General features: G+C 68.9%; 13 protein-coding genes. 7 read left to right on the plus strand and 6 right to left on the minus strand.

The genetic code is table 11. The features are described 5' to 3' along the window. Positions 1-120: 120 nt before the first annotated feature. From WBG06_RS05330 to tmk, 4 genes are all read right to left on the minus strand, one after another. Positions 121-1116, minus strand: a complete 996-nt coding sequence (locus tag WBG06_RS05330; protein WP_336735487.1) for a hypothetical protein — start codon at positions 1114-1116, stop codon at positions 121-123. Positions 1117-1256: 140 nt separating this feature from the next. Continuing rightward, the gene (locus tag WBG06_RS05335; RefSeq protein ID WP_336735488.1) at positions 1257-2777 is read right to left on the minus strand and encodes an alpha/beta hydrolase; all 1521 of its coding nucleotides are present in this window, start codon (positions 2775-2777) and stop codon (positions 1257-1259) included. After that, complete coding sequence (locus WBG06_RS05340) at positions 2774-3976, minus strand: DNA polymerase III subunit delta' (RefSeq protein ID WP_336735489.1); 1203 nt, start codon at positions 3974-3976, stop codon at positions 2774-2776. Before WBG06_RS05340 ends, WBG06_RS05335 begins: the two co-directional genes overlap by 4 nt. Beyond that, on the minus strand, positions 3973-4623 hold the full coding sequence (gene tmk / locus WBG06_RS05345) for a dTMP kinase (protein ID WP_336735490.1): 651 nt from the start codon (positions 4621-4623) through the stop codon (positions 3973-3975). Before tmk ends, WBG06_RS05340 begins: the two co-directional genes overlap by 4 nt. A gap of 214 nt (positions 4624-4837) precedes the next feature. Between tmk and WBG06_RS05350 the strand changes: the two genes are divergently transcribed. From WBG06_RS05350 to WBG06_RS05375, 6 genes are read left to right on the plus strand one after another with little or no spacing between them, the layout of a single operon-like run. After that, complete coding sequence (locus tag WBG06_RS05350) at positions 4838-5458, plus strand: DUF4178 domain-containing protein (RefSeq protein WP_336735491.1); 621 nt, start codon at positions 4838-4840, stop codon at positions 5456-5458. Beyond that, on the plus strand, positions 5455-5964 hold the full coding sequence (locus WBG06_RS05355) for a DUF2617 family protein (protein ID WP_336735492.1): 510 nt from the start codon (positions 5455-5457) through the stop codon (positions 5962-5964). The genes WBG06_RS05350 and WBG06_RS05355 overlap by 4 nt, the downstream gene beginning before the upstream one ends. Next, positions 5957-6451, plus strand: a complete 495-nt coding sequence (locus WBG06_RS05360) for a DUF4247 domain-containing protein (protein ID WP_336735493.1) — start codon at positions 5957-5959, stop codon at positions 6449-6451. The genes WBG06_RS05355 and WBG06_RS05360 overlap by 8 nt, the downstream gene beginning before the upstream one ends. A gap of 24 nt (positions 6452-6475) precedes the next feature. After that, complete coding sequence (locus tag WBG06_RS05365) at positions 6476-6898, plus strand: DUF350 domain-containing protein (RefSeq protein ID WP_336735494.1); 423 nt, start codon at positions 6476-6478, stop codon at positions 6896-6898. Beyond that, positions 6895-8466, plus strand: a complete 1572-nt coding sequence (locus tag WBG06_RS05370) for a polyamine aminopropyltransferase (RefSeq protein WP_336735495.1) — start codon at positions 6895-6897, stop codon at positions 8464-8466. Before WBG06_RS05365 ends, WBG06_RS05370 begins: the two co-directional genes overlap by 4 nt. Then, positions 8466-9491, plus strand: a complete 1026-nt coding sequence (locus WBG06_RS05375) for an ion channel (RefSeq protein ID WP_336735496.1) — start codon at positions 8466-8468, stop codon at positions 9489-9491. Before WBG06_RS05370 ends, WBG06_RS05375 begins: the two co-directional genes overlap by 1 nt. Positions 9492-9585: 94 nt before the next feature. Here WBG06_RS05375 and topA read toward each other — a convergent pair whose 3' ends face one another. Further along, a complete protein-coding gene (gene topA, locus WBG06_RS05380; protein WP_336735497.1) occupies positions 9586-12294 on the minus strand; it encodes a type I DNA topoisomerase in 2709 nt (902 codons plus the stop codon). Positions 12295-12585: 291 nt separating this feature from the next. On the opposite strand from topA, the gene WBG06_RS05385 reads away from it, so the two are divergent. Then, positions 12586-13341 (plus strand): hypothetical protein, encoded by a 756-nt coding sequence (locus WBG06_RS05385; protein WP_336735498.1) that lies wholly within the window; start codon positions 12586-12588, stop codon positions 13339-13341. Here the strand turns inward: WBG06_RS05385 and WBG06_RS05390 are convergent. Then, a complete protein-coding gene (locus WBG06_RS05390; RefSeq protein ID WP_336735499.1) occupies positions 13289-14767 on the minus strand; it encodes a class I SAM-dependent methyltransferase in 1479 nt (492 codons plus the stop codon). The two genes, WBG06_RS05385 and WBG06_RS05390, sit on opposite strands and share 53 nt — an antisense overlap. Positions 14768-14784: the final 17 nt, after the last annotated feature.

Below are 14784 nucleotides of genomic sequence, written 5' to 3' on the forward strand. Positions count from 1 at the left end.
AGATGGGGTGGATCCGCTGGTTCTCCGGTGTCAGCGCTCCCGGTCATCGCGGACCCGGTCCACCGGCGCTCGAGGCGCCGGCGGCTCCGGGTACGCGATGAGTTGAGGCGAGGAACGGACTCAGCCGCGCTTCCTCAGGTAGAACGACGCGGACGCGTCGGCCGCGCGGGTGGCGTCACCGGCGTACTTCCAGCGGTAGTCCCGGCTCGAGGTCGGGGCGGTGATCGCTGCGCACTTGCCGTAGGTGTTCGTCACGCACGACTTCACGGTGACCCAGCCACCGCTGCTCCGCTTCTGCAGGAGGATCCGCTTGCCCTTGAGCACCTTCCCGCCCGCGGTCAGCTTGCCCACGGACCGGTAGGAGGTCTTCCCGTACTTGCTCACAGAGACCTTGACGACGCTCGTGGCCACCTTCGGGACCGAGACCGCGGCGCTGTACTTGCCGCCGTAGGTGAACCGGTAGGAGTACCCGCGGGCAACGCCCGCCGAGACCCAGCCGGTCGAGCCAGTCGTACGGTGGGCGATGGTCTTCCAGGTGCCGCTGGACTTGCGCTGGATGGCGACCGACTTGCCGGCGAGGGCCTTGCCGTAGTCCTTCAGCTGAGACTTGATGGTCGTGCCCGAGCGGCTCGCGGACAGCGTGTAGCTGTGGGCCGCCTTGATCGAGAAGGCGTCCGTCACGACGGCCGAGTCGGTGTCGTTGCCCTCGGCGTCCATGGTGAAGACGTACGCGACCGCTCGGTAGTTGCCGACCGGCAGGAACGAGCAGAGGTTGCCGGTGGCCGACCCTTCGAGGAGGTCGAGGCCCTCGATGTAGTTGGTGACGTTATCACCGGCGGAGTCGAAGACGGCTACGTCCCACTTGGTCGTCGGCGCAGTGAACTCGTCGGTGTAGTTCGCACCGAACGAGACATCCACCATCACCGGGATGTTGGTGCCCTTGACGCCATACTCCTCGCAGTTCTGGGCCTTCTTCACGTCATTGACGGTGAGGGTGGCATGACCGCCGATGTAGGACAGCGGGGCTGTGTCCGCATGCGCCGCCTGGCTGCCGATGACCGGTGCGACCGCGACCGCCAGGGAGGCGACTGCGGTGGCAGCGAAAGCTCTCGTCATCGAACGGACTCGCTGACTCGTGATCACGTGGTGGTGACCCTTCTTCTCGGAACGAAATTTTACCGAGAGTGATCCTCAGGGTCGCAGCGATCCGCCACCGGCAGATGCCCGAACCAACCCCAATATGGGGTAGGCGCGCGTCAGCACTCCAAGCCGTCGTCGGGGACCTTTCCGTCGACCAGGTAGTCGTCGATGGCGTCGTCGACGCAGCCGTTGCCCTGCATGTAGCCGGTGTGGCCGTCGCCGTCCCGGGAGACGAGTACGCCGGAGTCGAGAGCGTCCGCGAGATCCTCCGCCCATTCGTAGGGGGTGGCGGGGTCACGGGTGGTGCCGATGACGACGATCGGGTTGGAGCCCTCGGCGTCGATCTCCGGTTCGGGCTCGGTGGCCTTGAACTTCTCCGCGGCGCAGCCGTTCAGCATCCAGGCGAGGGCGGGGCCGAAGGTGGGAGCGGCCTCCTCGAAGGCGGGCAGCTGTTCGCGGACCTCCGCCGGGCTGAGACCGGAGGAGTCGTCGAGGCAGTTGATCGCCCAGTTGGCCTCCATCGTGTTGTTGATGTAGCCACCCTCGGGGTTGCGACCCGCGTAGTTGTCCGAGAGGCTCATCAGTCCGGAGCCGTCGCCCTTCAATGCCCCCTGCAGGGCCTCGGTGAGGATCGGCCAGTAGGACTCGACGTAGAGCGGCGTGATCAGGCCGTAGAGCGCGTTGCCCGCGGTCAGCTCGCGATCACCTGCCGGCAGCGGCTCGGCGTCGATGTCCGCGAGCAGTTTCTGGACGCGCTCGACGCCGTCGTCGACGGTCTCACCGAGGAAGCAGCTGCCCTCGTCGACACAGTTCTCGACGTAGGAGCGGAGCGCGACCTCGAAGCCCTTGGCCTGCGCCAGGTTGGCGTCGACCACGCTCAGGCCCGGAGCGATCGCACCGTCGAGCACGAAGCGGCCGACGCGGTCGGGATAGAGCTCGGCGTAGGTCGAACCGAGCTGGGTGCCGTAGGAGGCACCGAAGTAGTCGAGCTGGTCCTCACCGAGGGCCGCTCGGAGCACGTCCATGTCCCGGGCCGCCTCGACGGTGCTGACGTGGTCGGAGATGCCGCGCCGCTGGGTCGCGCAGCCGTTGGCCATCCCGACGCCGCTCTTGACGTAGGCCGCCTCCTCGAGCGGCGTGTCAGGGTCGGGGTCGACCGCCACGTACGCATCCAGGGCGTCGTCATCGATGCAGTCGACCGGCGTGCTCTGACCGACCCCGCGCGGGTCGAAGCCGACGATGTCGTAGGAGTCGCGGACCGCAGGGCTGAAGGACTGGTTGTTGTAGAGGGCGTAGTCGATGCCTGAACCGCCCGGACCGCCCGGGTTGATCGCCAGGGAGCCGATCTTGTCCTTGTTGGCCGGGTCCTTGATCACCGCGATCTCGATGGTGCGGCCGGTGGGGTCGGTGTAGTCGAGCGGAACCTCGAGGGTCGCGCACTCGAAGGCGCCGTTGCAGCCCTTCCAGTCGAGCTTCTGGCTGTAGAACGGCTGCAGCCCCTCGGCCGGAGCTGCGGTCGCCGCAGCGCTCGGGCTCACCCGGTCGGCGTCCGGGGTGCCTCCGTCGGCACCACATCCGGTGACGAACGCGGTCAGTGCGGTCAGGGCGAGGGCCCCGGTCACGGCTTGGGGTTTCACTGATCTCCTCCGGGTGGCAGCAGCGCCACCATCATGGCTTCCAGCACCAACTGGGGCTGTACGTTGAACTCCAGCAACTGCTCACGGGCCTCGAAGATCGCGCCGATGCGCTGCAGGTTGAGCTCGGGCGTGGACTCGGCGACGAGCTGCTCGATCTCCCGTCGGTGCTCCTCGTTGACCAGCCCGACGGGAGCGCCGGCGGCGAGGGTGATCGCGTCGCGGTAGATCGAGACCAGGTCCATCAGGCCCCGGTCGATCACGTCGCGGTGGCGGCGGGTGGCTCGGCGCTTCTGGTCCTTCTCCAGCGCGGCCAGCGCGGGACCGTACTCACGCGGCCGACGACCTCGGTCGACCACTCCGTAACCCGCGTCGAGGTCGGCCTTCTCCTGCGCGTCGAGGTCCGCGGTGACCGCGTCGGCCTCCTCCTTCGACACCGCGGCGAGCTCGCCGGCGGCCCTGAGCGCGTCGGCCAGCGACCGCAACCGGGTCGGATAGGCCACGACCTGCTCCCGTCGCCGACGGGTGTCGTCGTCGCGGGCCAGCGCCTTGGCCCGGCCGATGTGACCCTGGCTCGCGCGCGCCGCATAGGCCGCGCGCGCCTCGTCGACGCCCAGGTTGCGCTGGAGGAACTCGGTCACGTCCGGGGCGGTCGGCGTGGTCAGCGTGACCAGGCGGCACCGGGACCGGATGGTCGGGAGGACGTCCTCGACGGTCGGCGCACAGAGCATCCACACAGTGCGCGCCCCGGGCTCCTCGACCGCCTTGAGGAGCGCGTTGTTGGCCTGCTCGGTGAGCCGGTCGGCGTCCTCGATGATCAGGATCTGCCAGCGGCTCCCGGCCGGGGACAGCGCGGACTGGCGCACCAGGTCGCGGATCTCGTCGACGCCGAGGGTCAGCTTCTCGGTGCGGACCAGGTTGACGTCGGCGTGGCTGCCGGCGAGCACCGTGTGGCACTCATGGCACTGGCCGCAACCGCCGTTCGGGCACTGGAGCGCGGCGGCGAAGGCAATCGCGGCGTTGGAACGTCCTGAGCCCGGGGGTCCGGTGAAGAGCCACGACTGGGTCATGCCCTTGCCGAAGCGGCGCCCGCTGCCGTCGGTCGAGGCGGCCGCGGCGGTCTGCAGCGTGGAGACGATGTGGCGTTGGCCGACGAGGTTGTCCCAGACGGTCGGGCCGGCAGAGGTGGTGGCGAGGTTCATCCCGTCACCGCCTGGTCGAGCAGCGGCTCGAGACGCGCGCAGACCGCCGCATGGATCTCCTCCGCAGGAGCACGGGCGTCCAGCACCAGGTAGTGGTCGGGGTTGCGAGCAGCCAGCTCGACGAACGCCGCCCGCACACGCTGGTGGAACTCCACCGACTCCTGCTCCATCCGGTCGCGCTCCTCGAACCGGGTGAACCCGGCCGTCGGGTCCAGATCGAGCAGCACGGTCAGATGAGGCCGCAGGTCGGCGGTCGCCCAGCGCGCCACCTCCTCGAGCTGCGCGGCGTCCAGCACCCGGCCGGCACCCTGGTAGGCCAGCATCGAGTCGACGTAGCGGTCGGTGATCACCACCTCGCCCCGCTCCAGCGCCGGGCGGACCATCGACTCGATGTGCTCGGCCTTGTCGGCAGCGAACAGGAGCGCCTCCGTCCGGTCGTCGAGGTCGCCGGTCTCCGGGGACAGCACGATGCGGCGTACGTCTTTCCCTACCGCGGTGTCGCCCGGCTCGAAGGTCAGCAGGACCCGGTGGCCGCGGGCGGTCAGGGCCTCGTGGAGCAGCCGCGACTGGGTCGACTTGCCCGACCCCTCGCCACCCTCGAAACAGACGAAGACACCACGCTCTGCGTAGACACCCGGAAACCTCACGCAGCCACCTCCGTAGCGCAAGCGCCAGGATACGGACGCGGCTGCGTGATGACTTCATGGTTCACTCGCTGACGCTCGTTCACGAGGCAAACCTACGGGGTGGGACCGACAACCCCGGAGTACGCGGCCCGCGCGGGAAGCGAATCGGGCTGTCGAAGGTCGAGACGCCAGGTTAAGGTTCGGGTCGTCCTCACGCTGAACCAAGGAGTCCCCGGTGATCTACGTCCTGATCGTCCTGCTGCTGGCCGCCCTCGCGGTCGCGGCCTACCTGCTCTGGAAGAGCAGGCAGCAGCCGACGAAGCAGCAGCAGGAGCCCGACGACTTCATCGGCGACCAGCACAAGCACGCCTCCGACCAGCTGCGCCAGGTGCGCAACGGCGACGTCATCGAATACCTCGGCCACAACTGGTTCGTCCGCGGGCGGATCGACTTCGACGAGCACGGCTACCGCTGGACCGAGCACATGCTCGACGACGCCGAGGGCAAGAAGTGGCTCTCGGTCGAGGACGACGAGAGCTTCGAGGTCTCGCTGTGGCACTCGATCCCGCTCGGTGACATCGAACAGGGCACGGTGGGTGACCGCGACATCATCGTCGGTGGCGTCGCCTACCGCCTCCAGGAGAAGGGCACCGCCGCCTTCACCGCCACCGGCGCGACCGGCACGGCACCGTCCGGGACGGCCGACTACGCCGACTACAAGTCGGTCGACGGCAAGCTGCTCGGCTTCGAGAAGTGGGGCAGCAACTGGGAGCCCTCCCTCGGTGAGGTGCTGCAGCCGTTCGAGCTGACCGTCTACCCCTCCTCCGACCGGCCCGCCACCCTGGACGACGAGTGACGCTCCTCGACGTCCCGTTCGCGGACGTACGCGGCGACACCCTGCGCTGGACCCTCGCACCGGTCACCTGCACGCCGCTGGCCTCCCGGATCGTACGTCTCGCGGACGGGTTGACCGTCACGTTGAGCGTCCTGGGCGCCAGCCATCAGGTCCTCGTACGCCGCCACGACCGCCCGCTCCTGCACGAGACGGTCGCGTGCGGGATCGACGAGGCCGCACCTCTTCCCTCGGTCCACGCCGCGGACGGCTACCGCCTCACCTCGCACGTGAGCGAGGTGGAGCCCGATGAGCTCGCCACGCAGGCGGCGCGGCTCGTGGAGCGGCTGAGCGGGCGTACCGATGCCGTTGTCGCCCACTTTCCGGGCGACCCGCACGCGGTGACGGCGCTGGCCCTGGACCGGGACGCCCGGGAGATCTCGTGGCGCACCTGGCACACCTACCCACAGACCGGCGAGATCGTCGCCACCACCACCAGCTACCGGCCCGAGGAGGGCATCAGTGTCTGAACACAACGGCTCAGGGGGCCCGAACCGCAAGCTGATCGGCTGGTCGATCGTCGCGGTGTGCGTCGTGCTCGCGATCATCGTCGCCATCGCCGTGTCCGGCGACGACGACAACAGCCCCGAGCAGTACCTCCGCGACAACTTCGAGCACGTGAGCGGCTCCGACCCCGACAGCGACGCCGGGATCGTCTTCGAGGACGACGGCACGGTGACCTCGGTCGCCAACCAGATCGCGACGGACACCGGCGCCGACGAGAACCGCGCCGACGGGTCCAACCAATACCTGCGCTACGACGACGACTGGCTGGTCGTCGTGGAGCCGCGTACGCCCTCGGGGTCGACGATCACCCTCTACGAGTACGACCGCGGCTACCGCCACCACTCCACGGTGATCGGCCTGTGGGGCTGGAACACCTTCTACGGCCGCAACGTCGGCAGCGGCAGCAGCGGCGGCTCCTTCCGCGGCGGCGGCAGCGGATCCGGCAAGTGACCACCTCAGACTTGGAGATGAACGATGAATGATCTTGTGAGCGGACTGCTGTCCACCGTCGCCTTCGCCGCCCTCGGGCTGATCCTGCTGGTGATCGGCTTCTACGTGATCGACCTGCTGACCCCCGGCAAGCTCGGGCAGCTGATCTTCGTGGAGCACCGCCGCGACCCGGCGCTGCTGCTCGGTTCCTCGGTCGTGGCGATCGCCATCATCGTGGCCACCTCGATCTACACCGCGGAGTCGGACACCCTTCACGGGCTCGCCGCCACCGCTGCGTACGGACTGATCGGGATCGTCCTGCTGGCGGTCGCGTTCGTGGTCCTCGACCTGCTGACCCCGGGACGTCTCGGTGAGCTGATGACCGACGGCAAGGACGACCCGGCGATCTGGGTCACCGTCGCGGTGCAGCTGGCCGTCGGCGTGATCGTGGCGGCCTCGATCACGTGAGCCTCACGCTCCCCTCGTTGTCGGCGATGCCGCAGGGACGGGCGGCCAGACTGCTCGTCCTCGCGGCGGTGTTCGTGTGCGCCGCGTGCGGGCTGGTCTACGAGCTCGCACTGGTCACGCTGGGGAGCTACCTGCTCGGCAACTCGATCGCGCAGACCTCCCTGGTGATCGCGGTGTCGATGTTCGCCATGGGCATCGGCGCCGTGCTCGCCAAGCCGCTGACCGCGCGGCCGCTGCGGGCATTCGTGGGCGTGGAGATCGCGCTGGCGGCCGTCGGTGGCGCTTCGGTGCCGGCGCTCTACGCCTCGTTCGCGTGGCTGCATCTCTACACCCCGATGATGCTGGTGGTGACCTTCCTGATCGGCGCGCTGGTCGGCGCCGAGATCCCGCTGCTGATGGAGCTGCTGCAGCGGCTCCGGCGCCAGCAGGCCTCGCTCGCGGTCGCCGACATCAACGCCGTCGACTACGTCGGTGCGCTCATCGGCGGGCTGGCCTTCCCGTTCGTGCTGCTGCCGACGCTGGGGCTGCTGGTGGGGACCGTGGCCACCGCGGCGCTGAACGTCGTCGCCGCCTGGATGGTCGGCGTGGCGCTGGCCGGCTCCCGGCGTCGCCGCGGGCTCGTCACCGCGGTCTGCGGCGTCCTCGCGGTCGTGCTGGGCACGACCGCGGTGATGGCGGACACCTTCGAGCTCAACGCCCGACAGGCCCTCTACCGCGATCCGATCATCCACTCCGAGCGCTCGGCCTACCAAGAGATCGTGGTGACCCGCGGTGCTCCGTTCGGGCCCGAGTTCGACGACGTACGCCTCTTTCTCGACGGCGACCTGCAGTACTCGTCCCTGGACGAGTACCGGTATCACGAGATGCTCGTCCATCCGGCGATGAACGGGCCGCACGCGCGGGTGCTGATCCTCGGCGGCGGCGACGGGCTCGCGGCGCGGGAGGTGCTGCGCTATCGGTCGGTCTCGTCCGTGACGCTGGTCGACCTCGACCCTGCCGTGGTGAAGCTGGCGCGTTCCTACGAGCCGTTGAAGAAGCAGACGGAAGGATCCCTCGAGGACCCCCGGCTGACGTACGTCGCCGACGACGCGTTCTCCTGGGTCCGCGACTACTCGGGGGCGCCGTTCGACGTGGTCGTCGCCGACTTCCCCGACCCGGACTCGACCGCCCTGGCCAAGCTCTACTCGGTCGAGAACTACAGCATGATCGCGCGGCTGCTCGCTCCTTCCGGACGTCTGGTGGTCCAGTCCGGCAGCCCGTTCTTCGCTCCCGACGCGTTCTGGTCGGTGCGGCACACGCTCGCCGAGGCTGGCTACCGGACCACGCCCTACCAGGCCGACGTACCGTCCTTCGGCAACTGGGGCTATGTGCTGGCCGGGCGGGGTTCGTCGGCCCCGCCCCTCGCGCTCGACGACGAGGCGCCGGGTGGGCTGCGCTACGCCAGCGACACCGTGCTCGCGGCCGCCTCCTCGTTCCCTCCGGACCGCGCCGAACGGCCGACCTCGGTCACCACGCTGCTGGACCCGGCGATCCTGGACTACGCCCGGAAGGGCTGGGTGGGCTACTGATGTTCTTCCTGATCCGGCTGGTCCGGCGCACGTCTCAGCACGCTGCGTGGGTGCTCCCGCTCGCGATCATCGGTTTCGTCTTCGTCACCGGCTGGATCGCGATGGCGTTGGCCGAACCCGGCAGCGACATCGTCCACCCCGGCAACTACTGGTGGTGGTTCCTGATCACCGCGACGACGGTCGGCTACGGGGACCTGTTCCCGGAGACCACCGGTGGCCGGTTCGTCGGGGCGTACGTCGTCTTCGGCTCCATCACCACCCTCGCCATCTTGTTCAGCCGGATCTCGGCAATCATCGAGAACGCCAAAGGACGCCGTATGCGTGGAGAGATCTCTTTCACCGGAAGCAACCACATCGTGCTGCTCGGCTACACGGCTGGGCGAACCGAACGGCTCCTGGCCGAGCTGCTCTCCGAGCCCACGCGGGAACTGGTGCTCGCGACCTGGGAGGACCAGCTCACCGAGCACCCTCTGCCCGGCGAGGACCGGCTCCACTTCGTACGCGGCGACATCACCGACCTCTCGGTGCTCGCTCGGACCGGACTGGTCCGCGCCCACAGCGTGCTGATCGACGCGCGCGACGACAACGAGGCGGTCACGCTGACGGTGGCGGCCAACGCGGCCGCTCCTTCGGTGCACACGATCGTGGCGCTGCGGGACCTTCGGGTGCAGCGCACGATCTTCCGAGTCGACACCACCGTCCACTGCGTCCAGTGGCACAACACCCAGCTGATCGGCGAGGAGCTCAGCGACCCCGGGATCGCCGAGGTCTACCAAGAGCTCGCCACCGCCGGCGGCAAGGGCACCTACTCGCTCACCGTGCCCTCGGGGGCTGCCCCGGCGACCGTCGAGGCCTGGCAAGGTGCGCTCGGTCGTGGGCACGGCGCCACGCTCTTGGCCGTCCGGACGGTCGACGGCATCCAGGTCAGTCCGTCGTGGGACCTCTCGGTCTCCCCCGGTGCCCGGCTCTTCTACATCGCGGCCGACCGGCTGGACTACGACGAGGTCGCCGGGTCGCTCGGCTGACGGCGACCTCGTGGTGGACTGCCCCGGCCCGACCTCCGCGGCCGGTTGTGAAGCCGAGAGTGACCTCTAGGCCACGCTCAGCTTCACAACCTGGTCAGGACTTCTTGGCCTCGGCCTTCTTGGTCGTCTTCTTGGCGGTCGACTTCTTCGTCGTCGACTTCTTCGCGGTGGACTTTTTGGCGGTCTTCTTCGTCGTCCGCTTGGTGGTCTTCTTCGCCGGTCCCTTGGCGCGCTTCTCGGCGAGCAGCTCGGCGGCGCGCTCGGCCGTCAGGGTCTCCAGGTCGTCGGCGGCGCGGAGGGTGGCGTTGTATTCGCCGTCCGTCACGTAGGGGCCGAAGCGACCGTCCTTGACGACCATCGGCTGTCCGGAGACCGGGTCGGGACCCAGCTCCTTGAGCGGCGGCTTGGCGGCCGCACGGCCACGCTGCTTCGGCTGGGCGTAGATCTGCTCGGCCTCTTCGAGGGTGATCGTGAGCAGCTGGTCCTCGGAGCTCAGCGTGCGGGAGTCGGTGCCCTTCTTCAGATAGGGCCCGTAGCGACCGTTCTGGGCGGTGATCTCCTCGCCGTCCGCTGCGGTGCCGACGACCCGGGGCAGGGTCAGCAGCTTGACCGCGTCCTCGAGCGTGATCGTCTGCAGGCTCATCGACTTGAAGAGACTGGCGGTGCGGGGCTTGGCGCCCTTCTTCGCATCTTCAGGGAGCTGCTCGGTGACGTAGGGACCGAACCGGCCGCTCTTCGCGACGATGGTGAGACCGGTGTCGGGGTGGACGCCGAGGTTCAGCTCCTCGCCGGCCGGGTTGGCGAAGAGCTCCTTGGCCTTCTCCAGGGTGAGCTCGTCGGGCGGCAGGTCGTCGGGGACGTTGGCGCGGACCGCGAACGGGGTGCCGTCATCGCCCGGGCCCTCGATGTAGGGGCCGTAGCGGCCGACCCGGAGGTTGACCCCGGAGTCGGCGGAGCCGACCGGGAAGGTCGCCAGCTCGCGGGCGTCGATCTCGCCGAGACCGTCGACCAGCGGCTTGAGGCCCTTGACCCGCTCGGAGCCGAAGTAGAACTCCCCGAGCTCGGTGGTCATGTCCTTGGCGCCCTTGGCGATCTCATCGAGGATCTCCTCCATGCTCGCCGTGAACCGGTAGTCGATCTGCCGCGGGAAGTGCTCCTCCAGCAGCCTGACCACCGAGAAGGCGACCCACGCGGGCACCAGGGCGGTGCCCTTCTTGAAGACGTAGCCGCGGTTGATGATCGTCTGGATGATGCTCGCGTAGGTCGACGGGCGGCCGATCTCGCGCTCCTCGAGCTCACGGACCAGCGTCGCCTCGGTGTAGCGGGCCGGTGGCTTGGTCTCGTGGCCGTCGGCGGTGATGCTGGCCGCGTTGACGGTGTCGCCCTCGGCGAGGTTCGGAAGCCGGGTCTGCTGGTCGTCGGAGGTCTGGTCGGCGGAGTCGGTGCCCTCGACGTACGCCTTCAGGAAGCCGTGGAACGTGATCACGCGACCGGTGGCGGAGAAGACCACGTCCTCGCCGGTGGTCGCGGTGGCGCCGAGGCGGATTGCGACCGAGTTGCCGACCGCGTCCTTCATCTGGGAGGCGACGGTGCGCATCCAGATCAGCTCGTAGAGGCGGAACTGGTCGCCGGTCAGCCCGGTCTGCGCGGGCGTCCGGAAGGAGTCACCGGCGGGGCGGATCGCCTCGTGGGCCTCCTGCGCGTTCTTGACCTTGGAGGCGTACGTCCTCGGGGAGTCGGGGAGGTATTCGGCGCCGTAGAGCTCCCTGACCTGAGCCCGGGCGGCGCTGATCGCGTCGCCGCTCAGGGTGGTGGAGTCGGTGCGCATGTAGGTGATGAAGCCGTTCTCGTAGAGACGCTGCGCGACCGACATCGTGGTCGACGCGCTCATCCCGAGCTTGCGGCTGGCCTCCTGCTGCATCGTGGTGGTGCGGAAGGGGGCGTAGGGGCTGCGCTTGTAGGGCTTGGACTCGACCGAGCGGACCTCGTAGGTCTGGTTGTCGAGAGCGGCCACGAGAGCCTCGGCGCGGGTGCGGTCGAGGTGGACGACCTTGTCGGACTTGATCAGTCCGTCGGGACCGAAGTCGGTGCCGCGGGCGACACGGTTGCCGTCGATCGAGGTGATCTTGGCCGGGAACATCCGCGGGTCGTGGTCCGAGCCGGCGTCGAAGGTGCCGGCCAAGTCCCAGTAGGAAGCGGTGCGGAAGGCGATCCGCTCGCGCTCACGGTCGACGACGAGCCTGGTGGCGACGGACTGGACCCGCCCGGCGCTCAGCCGGGGCATGACCTTCTTCCAGAGCACCGGGGAGATCTCGTAGCCGTAGAGACGGTCGAGGATCCGGCGGCTCTCCTGGGCCTCGACGAGGTCCATGTCGAGCTCACGGGGGTTCTCGGCAGCCGCGAGGATCGCCGGCTTGGTGATCTCGTGGAAGACCATCCGCTTGACCGGGATGTCCTTCTTCGGCTTCAGCTCGTCGAGGAGGTGCCAGGCGATCGCCTCGCCCTCGCGGTCCTCATCGGTGGCGAGGTAGAGCTCGTCGGCGTCCTTGAGGAGCGACTTGAGCTTGGCGATCTGCTTCTTCTTGTCGCTGGGCACGACGTAGTAAGGGGTGAAGCCGTTGTCGACGTCGACGCCGAAGCGCCCCCACGGCTTGTCCTTGATCTTGGCGGGGGTGTCTGCCGCGCTCTGCGGAAGGTCGCGGATGTGCCCCACGGAGGCCTCGACGACATACCCCTGTCCGAGGTATCCGCCGATCTTCTGAGCCTTCGCCGGGGACTCGACGATCACCAACTTGTGTGCCACTGACGTCCTATCTCACTGCAGCAGAGCCTGGCACCACTGACAAGCTCTGGCGAGACACGTTAGCGCGTGTCTCCAGCCGGCATGGGTCCAGTCACCGCGGTTCATGCGGCACTGAGCTCTCGGACAACATGGCGTGTTGCCTTGGGCGCCGCGAAGACAATACCTAGCACGCTGGGGAGCGGGAGCGTGAAATCGGTGTCTCATCCGGACCCGCCCCACAACTGTCGGTGGTCGCCCCTAGAGTGGCTTTCGAGGACGGCGAGACCAATCCGAACCGAGAGGTCTCTGCTGATGATCGACACCGAATACATCGACGACAACAACGGTCTGGCCACTCCCCCGGAGCACCTGGTGTGCTCGGAGTGCGCACAGCTGCTCACCCGGACCAACATGATCCTGGAGCGGCTGGAGGCCGAGCTCACCCGACCACGCTGGTCGGAGCCGGCCACGCCGCCGCGGCCTGACCACGAGGTGGCGCTGGACTGGCTGGCCGCGCTCTGCGGCGGACACGAGGTGGTCACCGCGCTGGACGCCGCCCCGCTGATCGAGGACGGGCTGGATCTGCCGCTCGTCGAAGATGCGGTGGGGCGGGCGCAGCTGGAGGCCGTGGCCACCCTGCTGGACGAGGTCGCGGCCGGTTTCCCCTCCACCGAGGTCGCCTTCGCCATGCGGCGGGCGCTGCTGCGGCTGTGGGAGATCGACCCGCTGATCATCGACCCACCCACGCCGCCGGCGCAGGTGGCGGCCGGCATCGTGTGGACGGTCCTGGGCGCCAACGGGCTCGCCGGACCGAGCGGTCTGGTCACCGCGACAGCGCTCAAGGAGCGCCTGGGCCTGACCAAGATGCCGACGGCCTACGGCAAACAGCTGGCGGCCGCCCTCCGCGGCTTCTGGCCGTGGCAGACGCAGCGTCCCTGGGGGATGCGCGAGCTGCCCGACCTCGAGCCCCTCGGCTATCCCGACCTGCTCGTCTCGAGCGTGCGCAGACGGCTGATCAGGCTGCGGGACCAGGCGTGCCTGGTGCGGGACGGAGGAAGCCTTCGGTGACCAGCTCCCGGGCGATCGGCAGATAGCTGCTCCGGACGACGGCGGGGTCGCGGTCGAGGATCTGTGCGAGCGCGTCGAAGATCTGACCGACGGTCAGGTCTCCGTCGCACGCGCCCGCGAAGGCGGCCTCGATCGTGTCCGCCTGGCGGGCACGGCGCAGGCCACGCTGCTGGCGCAGGACGACGGTGCTGGGGTCCTCGGCGCCGGGCTGGCCGAGGGTCTCCTGCTGGACGTCCTCGGCGAGCACCAGCGTGGAGTCTTCGGTGACCTCGACGCGCGCCGCCTCGCCCCACGCCTCGAGCGCGGGTGCGATCGGCTGCTCCACGTCGTAGGGCCACTCGAGGAGCTCACGCTTGGGGTTGGCGGTGTCGGTGCGGTGCAGATTGATCCAGCCGAACCCGACGCCCTCGATCTTCTGCTCCTCGAACCAGGACAACCAGGTGTCGTAACGGGTCAGGTAGTCCTCGGTGCCGTGGTGGCCGGAGTCCTTGAGCCAGAGCTCGACATACGAGGCGGGGTCCAGCACCTCACGCTGGACCACGAACGCGTCGACATCCTCCCCGAGCCATCCCTCGAGACGGTCGTCCCAGGGCTGGTCCTCGGAGATGATCCAGTTCCCCAGGATCTGACACCAGCCACCCTCGGTCAGCATCCCGGGAGCGGCCCGGACGATGTCCTCGACCACCCGATCGCCGGGGAGCCCGGAGTCACGGTAGACGAGGCGTTCGCCGGTCGCCGGGCTGATCACGAACGGCGGGTTGGTGGCGATCAGATCGAAACGCTCGCCGGCGACGGGTTCGAAGAACGATCCGTCGCGTACGTCGATCCGGTCGGCCACGTCGTTGAGCGCAGCGTTGAACGCGGTGATCCACAGGGCTCGCTGGTTGACGTCGGTCGCGACCACCCGGTCACTGTGCGTGGCGAGGTGGAGGGCCTGCACGCCGCAGCCGGTGCCGAGATCGAGCGCGGCACCGACCCGGTCGCGGATGGTCAGCTGGGCGAGGGACGTCGAAGCGGGGCTGATGCCGAGCACGTGCTCGGGACCGACGCGCTGAGGTCGGCCGTCGAGCCCCGGGGTGAGGTCGGAGACGACCCACAGGGCGGTGTCGTCGGTGGCGTACGGACGTACGTCGAGGCGGGCTGCGACCTCACCGACCGACTGTTCGAGGATCCCCTCGACGGCGAGGCGGTCGACGAGGCCGGGCAGGGCCGCCTCGGCATGATCCAGAGGCACTGTCGTCTGCAGCAGGAAGAGCCGGATGAGTGTCTCCAGCGGGGTGCCTCCGTGCGTCCGCCGCCGGCCCGGGAGCGTCTCGTTGCGACTCAGCGCACTGTGCGCGGTCGGACCGAGCAGCCCGGCGACGGAGTCGTAGGAGAAGTCGGCCTGCTGGAGGGCATCACGGAGCCGGTGCGGGAGGTCACTCACGCGCCCACCTCCGTAGC

The sequence above is a fragment of the Nocardioides sp. CCNWLW239 genome (genome assembly GCF_037137035.1).
Taxonomy (GTDB): Bacteria; Actinomycetota; Actinomycetes; order Propionibacteriales; family Nocardioidaceae; genus Nocardioides.